Consider the following 13,393-nt stretch of genomic DNA (forward strand, 5'->3'; position numbering starts at 1 on the left):
CCGCTCGCCTCCCTGGCGGAGGCGAGCGGCCGGCGTCGGGACGGGAGGGCGTCGGCCTCCCCGCGGCATGCGGGTCAGGCGTCGCCGCCCGCGATGCCGGTGGTGCCGGCGTTGACGTCGTCCAGGCGGTACTTCTCGTGCGCCTTCGCGGCCGTGCCCCGCTCGACCTCGCCCTCCTCCTCGATGAGCTGCAGCGCGCGGACCACCATCGAGTGAGTGTCGATGAGGAAGTACCGACGGGCGGCGGCGCGGGTGTCCGCGAAGCCGAACTCGTCGGCGCCGAGCGCCGAGAAGCGGTTCGGCACGAACGGGCGGATCTGGTTCGTCCACGAGGTGGAGTAGTCCGAGGTGGCCACGATCGGGCCCTCGGCCCCCTGCAGCGCCTGCGTCACGTAGGGCACGCGCGGGGTGGCGGACGGGTCCTTCAGGGCGTCCTTCTCCGCCGCGACGGCGTCGCGGTACAGCTCGTTGTAGGAGGTTACCGACCACACGGAGGCGTTCACGCCCCACTCCTCGGAGAGGATCCGCTGGGCGTCGAGCGCCCACGGCACGGAGACGCCGGAGCCCAGGAGCTGGACCTTCGGGCCGTCGCCCTGGCCCTCGGAGAGACGGTAAATGCCCTTGAGCAGGCCCTCCACGTCGAGGCCCTCGGGCTCCTCGATGTGGGTGATCGGCTCGTTGTACACCGTGAGGTAGTAGATGACGTTGCGGACGTCGTCCCCGCGGTCGTGGTCGCCGTACATGTCCTCCAGGCCCTGGCGCACGATGTGGGCGATCTCGTACGAGTACGCCGGGTCGTAGTGCTTCACGGCCGGGTTCGTGGACGCCAGGACGGGGGAGTGACCGTCCATGTGCTGGGTGCCCTCGCCGGCGAGGGTGGTGCGCCCGGCGGTGGCGCCGATCATGAAGCCGCGCGCGAGCTGGTCGCCTGCGGCCCAGATGTTGTCCGCGGTCCGCTGGAAGCCGAACATCGAGTAGAAGATGTACACCGGGATCATCGGCTCGCCGTGCGTGGAGTACGCCGTGCCGATCGCGTTGAACGCCGCGGTGGCGCCGTCCTCGTTGATGCCGACGTGGTAGATCTTCCCCTGCGGGGACTCCTTGTAGGACAGGAACAGGTCCCGGTCCACGGACAGGTAGTTCTGGCCCTTGGGGTTGTAGATCTTCGCGGTCGGGAAGAACGAGTCCATGCCGAAGGTGCGGGCCTCGTCCGGGATGATCGGCACGAAGCGCGGTCCCATGTTCTTGTCCCGCATCAGGTCCTTGAGCAGGCGCACGAACGCCATGGTCGTGGCGGCCTGCTGCTTGCCCGATCCCTTGCGGGCCTGCTTGTACGCGGACTCCGGGGGCAGCGGGATCGCGTGGTAGTCGCTGCGCCGCTCCGGCACGAAGCCGCCCAGCTCCTTGCGCCGCTCCATCATGTACGTGATCTCCGGGGCGTCGGCGCCCGGGTGGTAGTACGGGATGTTGTACGGGTCCTTCTCGATCTGCTCGTCCGAGATCGGGATGCGGTGGCGGTCCCGGAACACCTTGAGGTCGTCCACCGTCAGCTTCTTCATCTGGTGCGTGGCGTTGCGACCCTCGAAGGACTTGCCCAGGCCGTAGCCCTTGATGGTGTGGGCCAGGATCACGGTGGGCTGGCCCTTGTGCTCCATGGCGGCCTTGTAGGCGGCGTACACCTTCTTGTAGTCGTGGCCGCCACGCTTGAGGCCCCAGATCTCGTCGTCGGTCATGTCCGCCACCATCTCCTTGGTGACGGAGGACCGGCCGAAGAAGTGGTCGCGCACGAAGCCGCCGGACTCGGCCTTGTAGGTCTGGTAGTCGCCGTCGAGCGTCTCGTTCATGATGCGCACGAGCTCGCCCTCGTCGTCGGCCTCGAGCAGCGGATCCCACTCGCGGCCCCACAGGACCTTGATGACGTTCCAGCCGGCGCCCCGGAAGTAGGACTCCAGCTCCTGGACGATCTTGCCGTTGCCGCGCACCGGCCCGTCGAGACGCTGCAGGTTGCAGTTGATGACGAAGGTGAGGTTGTCGAGCTTGTCGTTGGCCGCGATGTGCAGCTGGCCGCGCGACTCCGGTTCGTCCATCTCGCCGTCGCCGAGGAAGGCCCACACGTGCTGGTCGGAGGTGTCCTTGATGCCGTTGTTGTGCAGGTACCGGTTGGTCTGCGCCTGGAAGATGGCGTTCATCGGCCCCAGGCCCATGGACACGGTGGGGTACTGCCAGAAGTGCGGCATCATCCGCGGGTGCGGGTAGGAGGGCAGGCCGTGGCCCTGGCGGGACTTCTCCTGGCGGAAGCCGTCGAGGTCCTCCTCGGTCAGGCGGCCCTCGAGGAACGCGCGGGCGTAGTTGCCCGGCGAGGAGTGGCCCTGGAAGAAGATGTGGTCGCCGCCGCCCGGGTGGTCCTGGCCGCGGAAGAAGTGGTTCAGGCCCACCTCGTAGAGGGTCGCCTGGCCTGCGTAGGAGGAGATGTGACCGCCGACGCCGACGCCGTCGCGCTGGGCGCGCTGCACGAGGGCCATGGCGTTCCACCGCAGGTAGTTGCGGTAGCGGCGCTCGAGCTCCTCGTCGCCCGGGTACTCCGGCTCCTGGTCCGCCGGGATCGTGTTCACGTAGTCCGTGGTGGTCACGTAGGGCAGGGCGACGGACTGGGCGCTCGCGCGCTGCATGAGGGAGCGCATGATGTACTGCGCCCGCTCCGTGCCGCGCTCCTCGATGAGTCCGTCGAGGGACTCGATCCACTCCGACGTCTCCTGGGGATCCTTGTCCGGGAGCTGGTCGGTCAGACCGCTGCGGATCTGCGAGCTCTCTTCGGCTGCGCTCACGGTGCCTCCTGGTTCTCGTGCGGAGGGGTGCTCCGCGGTGGGCTGCGGGCAGACGATCCGGTCCGGGCCCGCGACGCCGAGCCGGGCGCGTCGCCCGGAGAGTGCGTCTGTTCCTCCCCAGAGTAGACCGGAGCCGCCGCGTCCGCCCGGCCGGAGGCCCCGGAACGGCGGCGTCCACGGCGTATGGTGGTCATCATCACCCGCTCGACGGCGCGGGCCGCAGTGCCCGCCACCATCAAGGAGGACCGGACACTATGCAGGCTGGGTCGACGCCGACCTCGACGGACAGCGCCCTGCTGGCGGAGCTCGCCCTCTCGAGGGGCGACCTGGTGCAGGAGTGGGGGTACGACGACGACGTCGACGTCACCTTCCGCGACGCGCTCGAGGACGCGCTCGGCGAGGAGCTGCTGACCGAGGACGACCAGGAGCCGGCGGACGCGGTCCTCTTCTGGTGGCGCGCGGACGACGGCGACGTCATGGATCTCGCGGACGCCCTCGTGGACGCCCAGCGCTCCCTCGATGCCGGCCCCGTCTGGATCATGACCCCCCGCAAGGGGCGCCCCGGCCACGTCAGCCCGGCGGACGTCGCCGAGGCCGCCTCCACCGCGGGCCTGCACGCCACCACCGGGGCCGGTGCCTCCGAGGACTGGGCCGCTCAGAAGCTCGTCCAGAAGCGCGGTGGCTGAGCCCCCGTCCGGCGGGACGCGGGGCGCCGACGTCGTCCCCGCGCTGCGCGACGACCACGGCCAGACGTGGCCGTGGCCGCCGACGCGCGGGCCCCAGGACGCCGCCGGGCCGCGGGGCACGTGGCTCGTCTTCCTGCCCGGGGCGTTCACGCCGGTGTGCACGGACGAGCTCGGCTGGATCGGGGCGCTCGCCGAGGACGTGGCGGTCGACGATGTGGCTGTCCGCGTGGTCTCGTGTGATGCCGCCCCCGTGCTGCGCCGCGTCCGCGAGGAGCTGGCACTGCCGGAGCCGCTCACCCTGCTCTCCGATTTCTGGCCCCACGGCGCGGCCTGCCGTGCCCTCGACGTCTTCGACGTGGAGACCGGGCGGCCCCGCCGCGTCTCCGTGCTGCTCGACGCGGACGGGGTCGAGGCCGCGCGCGTGGTCGCCGCCCCGGGACAGGCACGCACCCGGAGCGAGCACGAGGCGGCGACGCGCGACCTGCTCGCTCACCGGTAGCCTGGACGGACACCGGCACCTGTAGCTCAGTCGGTCAGAGCATCTCGTTTACACCGAGAGGGTCGGGGGTTCGAGTCCCTCCGGGTGCACCGATCGCGGGGCCATGACACGGCGTGACGCCGCGGCTCCGTCATGCCGACCGCCCGTCAGGCGCCTATGAGAGCATGCTCACCATCATGGGCTCCTCGTCAGCGTCCTCGCGCGCCTCCGCTCCGCCCTCGCGGTGGGCCGAGGTGCGCTCCGGCGTCGCCGTGACGCTGGGCGCCGGCCTCGGCCTGTTCCCCCTGGGCGTGGCCTTCGGGATGCTCGTGGTCCAGGCCGGGCTGCCCGCGTGGGTCGCACCCCTGTTCTCCGTGGTCGTGTTCGCCGGGTCCGTCGAGCTGCTGCTCGTCCCGCTGGTGGTGGCGGGCACGCCGCTGCTCACGATCGCCGTGACGGTGTTCCTCGTGAACTTCCGCCACGTGTTCTATGCGTTCAGCTTCCCGCTGCGCGTGGTCCGGGGGCGCCTCGCGCGGATCTACTCGATGGGTGCCCTGATCGACGAGGCCTACGCCATCGCCGCCGCCCGGCCCCGCGGCTGGACCGGCCCCCGACTGGTGGCCATGCAGGTCGCTTTGCAGGCGTACTGGGTGCTCGGGGGCCTCGCCGGGGTGGCCGTGGCCTGGCTGCTGCCCGGGCCGGTGGAGGGCCTGGAGTTCGCGCTCGTCGCCCTCTTCATCGTGCTCGCCATGGACGCCGCCCGCACACGCGCCCAGCTGCCCCTCGTGCTGGCGGCCGCGGTCGCCGTCGGGGTGGCCCTGCTGATGGCACCGGCACAGGTGCTCGTCGTCGCCTTCGCCCTCTACGCCGCGGTGCTGATCGCGTTCCACGTGCTCGCCGCGCGCGGGACCGCCCTGCCGCTGCCTGAGCCCGTGCCCGTCACCGGGCCGGTGCCCGTCGTCGCCGCGGCGGGGGAGCGGGCCGTCACGGATGCCGAGCCCGGCGTCGAGGAGGACCCCCGATGACCGGCGCCGCGTACCTGGTGGCCGCGGCCGTCGTCGCGGGCCTCGTGACCTTCTGCCTGCGCGCGTTGCCGTTCGCACTGCTGCAGCCGCTGCGGGAGTCCGTGCTCGCCGCGCGGCTGGCGGTGTGGATGCCTGCCGGCGTGCTGACCATCCTGGCCCTCGTGATGCTGCTCGACGCCGCGGCGCTGGCCCCTGGAGAGCCCGTGGACGGGACGCGGGTGGCCCACGCGCTGATCGCGGCGGCGGTGACAGTCGTCGTGCATCTGCTGGCCGGGCGGCGGACCCTGGTCTCGATCGCCGCCGGCACGCTGGCGTACGTGCTGTTGGTCAACCTGGCCTGACCGGCGGCGGGGCGGGCTCGCCCAGGCGTTCGGCCCATGCGCGGGTCGCCGCGGCGAGGCGCCGGCCGTAGGCGGTGACCCCGTCTGACAGCGTCCCGGCGTTGTAGAGCGTCCCCGCCCGGGCGATCCCCTCCGCGGAGAGGTCGCCGCGCAGGTGACCGCGCAGGATCTCCAGCCCCAAGGCCAGGTTGTCCTCCGGCTCCCACAGGTGGAGGCCGTGCTCCGCCGCCTGCGCGAAGTACGGCGGCCACGTGATCTGCGCGGGCCCCACGCCGTTGGACTTCTCACCCTGCGCCACCCGGGCCACGAGCTCCTCGTAGCGCTCCCGGGTTACGGGGACGTCCGTCCCGCGCGGGGCGCTGTGCACGCCGCCGGCGTCGTGCCCGAAGACGTTCCGGCCGCCGGACTCGAGCTCGGCCAGGGCCGCCGCCACCGCGAGCGGAACGTCCGCCCGGCGTGCGGCGGCCACGATCGCCGCGGCGTTGTCGAGGTGTCGGCCGAGCGTCGCCGTCGGGTCGGAGGAGCGGTCGCGGGCGGAGCGGCGGGTGAGGAGGTCGCGGAGCAGGCCCATCGGCCCACCCTCCCGCATCCCGGGTTGAGTTGTCGCGGGTGACGGGCCCGCGCACCCGCGACAACTCAACCCGGGATGCGGGGCAGGGGCCGGGCGGCGGCGCGTCGTCGGCGTCCGGGGCGCACTAGGGTGGAGCGCATGTCCGCGACCCCCCTCGGCTTCTGGAAGCTGCCCGCACGTCCCGACGGCGCCGCCCGTCACCTCGCCGTCATCACCGGGGGCGAGGCGCAGCAGACCATGCTCTTCCTCCAGGACGGGCAATGGTCCATCCTCGCCCTCTTCCAGGACGAGCTGGCCGGCAAGGCCGCCGCCCGCACCCTGGACGCGCTCCTGCAGTCCGTCACCTGTCTGCGCATGGGCGGCCGTGACGTCCTCGACGGTGCCGACACCCCGCGGCCCGGTATCGAGTGGGCCGGCTACGACCGCGAGTTCGAGGAGGCCGACGTGGCCGAGCAGCGCGACGTCGAGCCGCGCGGCCGGATCTGGATCCTCCCCGCCACGGACGGCGCCTCCGTCGGCCTCAAGCTTCCCGGGCACCGCCGGTACGACGACGCCGTCGCCCAGTTCGCCGACGTCGACGCGGCGCGTGCCGCCGTCGCGGCGATCGACGAGCTCCTGGGCGTCGGCCCGCGCGGCTGAGCCGGCCGGCGTTCGTCGGCCCGGGGTCGTGACCGTTCGCCTCCCAGGGTTCACCTGCTGTTCACCCGGCTGCGCTGCCGGGCCCGGCTTCCTCGTCCGCCGCCCACCCATAATGGTGTGAAGAGCACAGGCCGCGGCCCGCCTCCGTCGTACCGAGGAGGGGACGGGCGGGCACGGTGACGCACCCAGTGAAGGAGACGGTCCATGGAGCTGCTGCAGCCCGACGCCCCCCGCGAGAACCTGCGCGAGTTCATCGACAAGCTGCGCGACGGCGGCTACACCGTCTCGGACGGCCACACCAACGATCCCGACCTGATCGATCCGCAGGGCCGTGCCGTGGAGACGTGGAAAGAGGACTACCCGTACGAGACGCGCATGACGCGCGAGGAGTACGAGCTGGAGAAGTACCGCCTGCAGATCGAACTGCTCAAGCTGCAGTACTGGGGCGAGGACACCGGCCAGCGCCACATCATCGTCTTCGAGGGCCGCGACGCCGCCGGCAAGGGCGGCACCATCAAGCGCTTCACCGAGCACATGAACCCCCGCACCGCCCGCGTCGTGGCCCTCAACAAGCCCTCGGACCGCGAGCTCGGCCAGTGGTACTTCCAGCGCTACATCCAGCACTTCCCCACGGCGGGCGAGATCGTGCTGTTCGACCGCTCGTGGTACAACCGCGCCGGCGTCGAGCGCGTGATGGGCTTCGCCACGGACGAGCAGTACCGCCGCTTCATGAACCAGGTGCCGCTGTTCGAGAAGATGCTCGTGGACGACGGCATCCACCTCACCAAGTTCTGGTTCTCCGTGACACAGACCGAGCAGCGCACGCGCTTCGCGATCCGCCAGATCGACCCGGTCCGCCAGTGGAAGCTCTCGCCCATGGACCTCGAGTCCCTGGACCGCTGGGAGGCGTACACGGAGGCCAAGGAGGCCATGTTCCTCCACACGGACACGGACCACGCCCCGTGGATCTCCATCCGCTCCAACGACAAGAAGCGGGCCCGCCTCAACGCGATGCGCTACTTCCTGTCCCAGTTCGAGTACGAGGGCAAGGACCACGAGGTCGTCGGCACCCCGGACCCGCTGATCGTGCGCCGCGGCCGCGACGCCGTGGGGGACTGACCGCGGTCGACGTAGGCTGGGGGCGGGTCCGTGTCCGGCACGGCCCGTCCCACCGTCCGAGCCACAGGAGGCCCCCGCGATGACCGAGCAGACCACCACCGTCCCCGTCGGCGCCGCCGACATCGGCGTCACGGGCCTGGCGGTGATGGGCGCGAACCTCGCGCGCAACTTCGCCCGCCACGGCTACACGGTGGCCCTGCACAACCGCAGCCGGGCCCGCACGGACCAGCTCGTGGCCGAGCACGGTGACGAGGGCGCGTTCGTGGCGACGGAGACGCTCGCCGAGCTCGTGCAGTCCCTCGCCGTGCCGCGCCGGGTGCTCATCATGGTCAAGGCGGGCGCCCCCGTGGACGCCGTCATCGACCAACTCGTCCCCCTGCTGGACGAGGGCGACATCGTCATCGACGCCGGCAACTCCCATTTCGAGGACACCCGCCGCCGCGAGGCGGCCCTCGCCGAGAAGGGCCTGCACTTCGTGGGCGTCGGTGTCTCCGGCGGCGAGGAGGGTGCCCTGCACGGTCCGGCGATCATGCCCGGCGGTCCGGAGAAGTCCTACGAGGCCCTCGGCCCGATGCTCGAGAAGATCGCCGCGCAGTTTGAGGGGGAGCCGTGCTGCGCCTGGGTCGGCACGGACGGCGCCGGCCACTACGTGAAGATGGTCCACAACGGCATCGAGTACGCGGACATGCAGGTCATCGGCGAGGCCTACGACCTGCTGCGCCGTGTGGGCGGCCTCGAGCCCGCCGAGCAGGCCGAGGTGTTCACGGCGTGGAACCAGACCGACCTGGCCTCCTACCTCATCGAGATCACGGCCGAGGTGCTCGCGCAGGTGGACGCGGCCACGGGCCGCCCGCTCGTGGACGTGATCGTGGACGAGGCCGGGCAGAAGGGCACCGGCCGCTGGACCGCGATCTCGGGTCTCGACGTCGGCTCCCCGGTGGCCGCGATCGCCGAGTCCGTCTTCGCCCGCTCGCTGTCCTCTCAGCGCGCGGTGCGCGAGGTCGCCCGTGAGACCCTCGCGGCCGGCGTCGACGAGGAGGCGCAGCGCGCCCCGCAGGACACGGACGCGTTCGTGGAGGACGTGCGCCAGGCGCTGTTCGCCTCCAAGCTCGTGGCCTACGCGCAGGGCATGGACATGCTCGCGGCCGCCGCCGAGGAGTACGGCTGGTCGCTGGACCTGGGCACCATCGCCTCGCTGTGGCGGGACGGCTGCATCATCCGCGCCGACCTGCTCGACGTGATCATGCAGGCCTTCGGCGGCCGCGACACCTCCCGCCATCCGGCGCCGGGCACCCGCGCCCCCGGCCAGCCGCTCAACCTGCTCTTCGCCCCCGAGTTCGCCCAGGCGATCGCCGAGGCCCTGCCGGCCTGGCGCCGCGTCGTCGGCACCGCCGTCGCCGCGGGCGTGCCGGTCCCGGTGTTCTCCTCGGCCCTGGCGTACTACGACGGCCTGCGGGCCGACCGCTTGCCGGCCGCCCTCGTGCAGGGCCAGCGCGACTACTTCGGCGCCCACACCTACCTGCGCGTGGACCGCGAGGGCTCGTTCCACACGCTGTGGTCCGGCGACCGCACCGAGGTCGACGGCGAGGGCGTGCTCGTGGTCATGCCGCAGCCGACCGAGGGCGACCCCACGCAGGACTGACCCGGCGTGGACCCGGCCCTCAGATCCAGAGGGCCGGGTCCACGTACTCCGCGGGGTCCACGAGCGGCTTGCCCTCGGACGGGCCCTTGCGCGGTCGGACGGTGGCCGGCACGCCGGTGGCGATCGCGTCGGCGGGGGTGTCCTTCACGACGACGGCGTTGGCGCCCACCGCCGTTCCCTCCCCGATCTCGACGGGTCCGAGGATCTTGGCGCCGGCCCCCACCACGACGCCGTCGCGCAGCGTGGGGTGCCGCTTCACCTTGGCCAGGGAGCGGCCGCCGAGGGTGACCCCGTGGTACAGCATCACGTCGTCGCCGATCTCCGCGGTCTCGCCGATCACGACACCCATGCCGTGGTCGATGAAGAACCGACGACCGATCGACGCGCCGGGGTGGATCTCGATGCCCGTGGCCGCCCGCGTGACCTGCGAGAGCACGCGGGCGGGCATCTTCAGCCGGTCATGCCGCCACATCCGGTGCGCGACGCGGTGCGCCCACACGGCGTGCAGACCCGAGTAGACGAGGGCCACCTCGAGGTCACCGCGCGCCGCTGGGTCATGGCTGCGGACGGTCGCGATGTCTTCCTTGATGCGGGAGAACAGTCCCACGGGCGGCCCCTTCGGGTCGGTGCGGTCGGTGAGCGGGCGGCGGTCAGCCGCGGATGTCCTCGAAGAGGGCGGTGGAGATGTAGCGCTCGCCGAAGTCACACACGATGGCGACGATCAGCTTGCCCTCGGACTCGGGCTTGGCGGCCTCCTTGAGGGCGGCCGAGATGATCGCGCCGGTGGAGATGCCGCCCAGGATGCCCTCCTCGGTCCCGAGCCGACGGGCGGTCTCGATGGACTCCTCGAAGGTGGCCGGGTAGACCTCGTCGTAGAGGTCGGTGTCCAGGATCTCCGGCACGAAGTTCGCGCCGATGCCCTGGATCTTGTGCGGGCCGGCCTGGCCGCCGGAGAGGATGGGGGAGTCGGCCGGCTCGACGGCGATGAGCTTCACGTCCGGCTTCTGCTCGCGCAGGTACCGGCCCGCGCCCGTGATGGTGCCGCCGGTGCCGACGCCGGCGATGAACACGTCCACGGCACCCTCGGACGCGTCCCAGATCTCCGGGCCGGTGCCCGTGTAGTGGGCCTGGATGTTGGCCTGGTTCGCGAACTGCTGGGCCCAGATGGAGTTCGGGGTGCTGCGGACGATCTCCTGGGCGCGCTCGAGGGCCCCGCGCATGCCGTCTGCACCGGGGGTCAGCACGATCTCGGCGCCGAACGCCTTGAGCATCACGCGGCGTTCGGTGGACATGGTCTCGGGCATGGTCAGGATCACGCGGTAGCCGCGCGCCGCGCCGACCATGGCCAGGGCGATGCCGGTGTTGCCCGAGGTGCCCTCCACGATGGTGCCGCCGGGGGTCAGCTCGCCGGCCGCCTCCGCGGCGTCGACGATGGCGGTGCCGATGCGGTCCTTCACCGAGTTGGCCGGGTTGTAGAACTCGACCTTCACGGCGACGTCGCCGGGCAGGTCCTTCGCGAGGCGGTTCAGCCGGACCAGGGGCGTGCCGCCGACCGCCTGGGTGATGTCGTCAAGGATGCGGGCCATGGTGGTACCTCCGGGGGGTGGTGGTGCGCCTCGGGGCGCGGGCGATCTAGTGGGTGTTCCTGCGTCAGGCTATCGAGCCGCGGCGCCGCTCAGGCGTCCACGAGCCACGCGGAGTAGTTCCGGCGCACCTTCGCGAGCTTCGGATCGATGACCACACGGCAGTATCCATTGGAACGGCGCCGCGCATAGAAGTCCTGGTGGATGTCCTCGGCCGGGTGCCACGCGGACGCCGGCTCGACGCGTGTGACGATGGGGCTGTCATAGTTCGCCTGCGCCCGGGCGATCTCGTCCGCGAAGAACCGGGCCTCGGCCTCGTCGTGGGCGAAGACGGCCGAGCGGTACTGGGTGCCGACGTCGGCCCCCTGGCGGTTCAACGACGTGGGGTCGTGGCCGGTGAAGAACAGGTCCATGATCACCTCGGGCGGCACGACGGCGGCGTCGAAGCGCACACGGACCGCTTCGGCGTGGCCGGTGGTCCCGGTGCACACGGACTCGTAGCTCGGGGCGGGGTCGTCGCCTCCGGTGTAGCCGGACTCGACGGCGAGCACGCCCCGCACGCGACGGTAGACGGCGTCGAGGCACCAGAAGCAGCCGCCGGCGAGCGTCAGCTCGCGGACGTCGGCGGGCGCGCCGGAGGCGCCGAGGGGCTCGGTACGGGGGGAGTCGGTCATGGCAGGCACAGCAACGCTGCCCGCGCTTTTCATTCCCGACGAGGCCGCCCCGTGCCGTCACCCAGGGCCGCCGGGTCGTGCGTGCCCGGGCCAGGTGGGCCATCATGGCCGGTATGACCGTGTCCCGTCCCGCCGTCCCCGCCTCGCCGGAGCACGCCCTGGCCCCACCGACGCTCGGGCACGTCCTCGAGGTCGTCCAGGGGCTGTGGCCGCGGGAGCTGGCGGAGCCGTGGGACGCCGTCGGGCCGGTGGCCGGGCGCCCGGAGGCGCCGGTGCGGACCGTCCTGTGGGCGCTGGACCCCGTGCAGGCCGTGGCCGACGAGGCCGTCGCCCGTGGGGCCGACCTCGTGGTCACCCACCACCCGCTCCTGCTGCGCGGGACCTCGTCCGTCGCCGCCGTCGGGCATGCCGCCGCCGCCAAGGGACGCCTGCTGCACACCCTGATCGAGCACCGCATCGCCCTGCTCGCCGCGCACACCAACGCCGACGCCGTCGTGGGCGGCGTCTCGGACGTGTTGGCCCGTGCCGTCGGCGTCACCGGAGCGCTCTCGCCCCTGACGACCTCCGCCGCCGGCACCGGGGCCGAAGGCATCGGCCGGGTGGGCGACCTGCCCGAGGAGACCGACCTGGCCGCCTTCGCCCGGGCCGTGCATGCGGCGCTGCCCGCCACGGCCGGCGGCGTGCGCGTGGCGGGCGACCCCGCCCAGCGCATCCGCCGCGTCGCCGTGTGCGGCGGCGCCGGAGACAGCCTCTTCGACGCGGTCCGCGCGTCCGGCGCGGACGTCTACGTGACCGCCGATCTGCGCCACCACCCGGCCTCGGAGGCCCGGGAGACGGCCGCGCCGGGGGATGGACGTCCCGCGCTCGTGGACGTCTCGCACTGGGCGAGCGAGTCCCTATGGCTCGAGCACGGCGCCCGCGCCCTGGAGGCCGCCCTGGCGGAGCGGGGACTGGGCGTCACCACCCTGTTCTCAGATCACCGCAGCGACCCCTGGGACTTCCTGGTCGGGGGAGAGCGGGCCGACGAGGGGAGTCACGCATGAGTGAGGTCACCGCACCGCCGGCCGTCCAGGCCCGGCTGCTGGAGCTCCAGGAGCTCGACACGGCCCTGGACCAGGCCCGCGCCGCCGTCCGTCGGCTCAAGGCGGACCCGGAGCACGCCCGGCTGCGCGCCCGCGCGCAGGAGTTCGAGGAGGCGCTGCCCGGTCTGCAGGACGCCGCCCGCACCGCCGACCGGGCGGGAGCCGAGGCCACCGAGAAGGCCGCCGCCACCCGCGCCCGTCGGGACCGGACCCGGGAGCGGCTTTAAACGGCCCAGGGCGGGCCCAAGGAGCTGCAGGCCATGCAGCACGAGGACGACACGCTCACCGCACTGCTCGACGACCACGAGGCCGCGGCCCTCGAGGCCATGGAGGCCGCCGACGCCGCCGAGTCCCGGCTCGCGAAGGGCCACGCCGCCCTGGAGCGGGCGCGGGCCGAGGTCGAGGCCCGCGCGGCGGAGGTGCGCCGCGAGGGGCAGGCCGTGACCCAGCGTGGCCGGGACCTCACCCAGCGCCGGGCGGCGTTGGCCGCGGAGTTCCCCGCGTCGTTGCTGGCCCTGTACGAGCAGGCGCGGGAGCGCAACGGCGGCATCGGCGCGGCCCGGCTCGTCGGGAACCGGTCCGCGGCCGCGGGCACGGAGCTGTCGCCCGCGGAGGTCGCGCGCATCCGGGCCCTCCCGCCGGCCGCCGTCGCCCGCTGCCCCGAGTCCGGCGCCATCCTCATCCGGGACTGACCCCGGGCCCCGCCCCCGGCGCGATCAGTAGAGTGG

Annotated in this window: 15 protein-coding genes and 1 tRNA gene; 11 read left to right on the forward strand and 5 right to left on the reverse strand. The window is 72.7% G+C overall.

Going from position 1 to position 13,393, the window contains the following annotated elements; genetic code table 11:
- Positions 1 to 74 precede the first annotated feature (74 nt).
- Complete coding sequence (gene aceE, locus NR072_RS06205; protein WP_256836539.1) at positions 75 to 2,825, reverse strand: pyruvate dehydrogenase (acetyl-transferring), homodimeric type; 2,751 nt, start codon at positions 2,823 to 2,825, stop codon at positions 75 to 77.
- Positions 2,826 to 3,079: 254 nt separating this feature from the next.
- Between aceE and NR072_RS06210 the strand changes: the two genes are divergently transcribed.
- The 5 genes from NR072_RS06210 (at position 3,080) to NR072_RS06230 (ending at position 5,355) form a co-directional block, all read left to right on the forward strand.
- Entirely contained in the window at positions 3,080 to 3,511 is a 432-nt protein-coding gene (locus NR072_RS06210) for a DUF3052 domain-containing protein (RefSeq protein ID WP_036340159.1), read from the forward strand.
- Entirely contained in the window at positions 3,504 to 4,010 is a 507-nt protein-coding gene (locus tag NR072_RS06215; protein ID WP_145950772.1) for a redoxin domain-containing protein, read from the forward strand. The genes NR072_RS06210 and NR072_RS06215 overlap by 8 nt, the downstream gene beginning before the upstream one ends.
- A gap of 15 nt (positions 4,011 to 4,025) precedes the next feature.
- Positions 4,026 to 4,099: transfer RNA gene (locus tag NR072_RS06220), tRNA-Val, on the forward strand.
- A gap of 75 nt (positions 4,100 to 4,174) precedes the next feature.
- Positions 4,175 to 5,014 carry an AzlC family ABC transporter permease gene (locus tag NR072_RS06225; protein WP_225348428.1) on the forward strand — a complete coding sequence of 280 codons (840 nt, stop codon included), beginning with the start codon at positions 4,175 to 4,177 and terminating at the stop codon, positions 5,012 to 5,014.
- Positions 5,011 to 5,355: an AzlD domain-containing protein gene (locus NR072_RS06230; protein WP_010078898.1), complete on the forward strand. Its 345-nt coding sequence runs from the start codon at positions 5,011 to 5,013 to the stop codon at positions 5,353 to 5,355. The genes NR072_RS06225 and NR072_RS06230 overlap by 4 nt, the downstream gene beginning before the upstream one ends.
- On the opposite strand, the gene NR072_RS06235 is transcribed toward NR072_RS06230, so the two are convergent.
- A complete protein-coding gene (locus tag NR072_RS06235; protein ID WP_036381286.1) occupies positions 5,342 to 5,926 on the reverse strand; it encodes a hypothetical protein in 585 nt (194 codons plus the stop codon). The two genes, NR072_RS06230 and NR072_RS06235, sit on opposite strands and share 14 nt — an antisense overlap.
- A gap of 138 nt (positions 5,927 to 6,064) precedes the next feature.
- Here NR072_RS06235 and NR072_RS06240 point away from each other — a divergent pair, with 138 nt between their 5' ends.
- From NR072_RS06240 to gndA, 3 genes are all read left to right on the forward strand, one after another.
- A complete protein-coding gene (locus tag NR072_RS06240; protein ID WP_036312781.1) occupies positions 6,065 to 6,565 on the forward strand; it encodes a hypothetical protein in 501 nt (166 codons plus the stop codon).
- A 204-nt stretch (positions 6,566 to 6,769) separates the two neighbouring features.
- A complete protein-coding gene (gene ppk2, locus NR072_RS06245; RefSeq protein WP_036340172.1) occupies positions 6,770 to 7,684 on the forward strand; it encodes a polyphosphate kinase 2 in 915 nt (304 codons plus the stop codon).
- A 79-nt stretch (positions 7,685 to 7,763) separates the two neighbouring features.
- Positions 7,764 to 9,326, forward strand: a complete 1,563-nt coding sequence (gndA, locus tag NR072_RS06250) for an NADP-dependent phosphogluconate dehydrogenase (RefSeq protein ID WP_144868784.1) — start codon at positions 7,764 to 7,766, stop codon at positions 9,324 to 9,326.
- A gap of 19 nt (positions 9,327 to 9,345) precedes the next feature.
- On the opposite strand, the gene epsC is transcribed toward gndA, so the two are convergent.
- The 3 genes from epsC to msrA form a co-directional block, all read right to left on the reverse strand.
- A complete protein-coding gene (gene epsC / locus NR072_RS06255; RefSeq protein WP_036340179.1) occupies positions 9,346 to 9,933 on the reverse strand; it encodes a serine O-acetyltransferase EpsC in 588 nt (195 codons plus the stop codon).
- 43 nt (positions 9,934 to 9,976) lie between these two features.
- Entirely contained in the window at positions 9,977 to 10,912 is a 936-nt protein-coding gene (cysK, locus tag NR072_RS06260; RefSeq protein ID WP_010078892.1) for a cysteine synthase A, read from the reverse strand.
- 89 nt (positions 10,913 to 11,001) lie between these two features.
- Positions 11,002 to 11,583, reverse strand: coding sequence for a peptide-methionine (S)-S-oxide reductase MsrA (gene msrA, locus NR072_RS06265; protein ID WP_012750832.1), 582 nt, complete (start codon positions 11,581 to 11,583; stop codon positions 11,002 to 11,004).
- A 113-nt stretch (positions 11,584 to 11,696) separates the two neighbouring features.
- On the opposite strand from msrA, the gene NR072_RS06270 reads away from it, so the two are divergent.
- Genes NR072_RS06270 through NR072_RS06280 form a run of 3 tightly spaced genes read left to right on the forward strand, consistent with a single transcriptional unit; the run spans position 11,697 to position 13,357 of the window.
- Entirely contained in the window at positions 11,697 to 12,626 is a 930-nt protein-coding gene (locus NR072_RS06270) for a Nif3-like dinuclear metal center hexameric protein (protein ID WP_144868787.1), read from the forward strand.
- A complete protein-coding gene (locus NR072_RS06275) occupies positions 12,623 to 12,892 on the forward strand; it encodes a hypothetical protein (protein ID WP_225348429.1) in 270 nt (89 codons plus the stop codon). Before NR072_RS06270 ends, NR072_RS06275 begins: the two co-directional genes overlap by 4 nt.
- A gap of 33 nt (positions 12,893 to 12,925) precedes the next feature.
- The gene (locus tag NR072_RS06280) at positions 12,926 to 13,357 is read left to right on the forward strand and encodes a hypothetical protein (RefSeq protein ID WP_225348430.1); all 432 of its coding nucleotides are present in this window, start codon (positions 12,926 to 12,928) and stop codon (positions 13,355 to 13,357) included.
- The last annotated feature ends 36 nt before the right edge of the window (positions 13,358 to 13,393 follow it).

Source organism: Micrococcus sp. Mcc89 (assembly GCF_024519795.1).
Classification (GTDB): Bacteria; Actinomycetota; Actinomycetes; order Actinomycetales; family Micrococcaceae; genus Micrococcus; species Micrococcus luteus.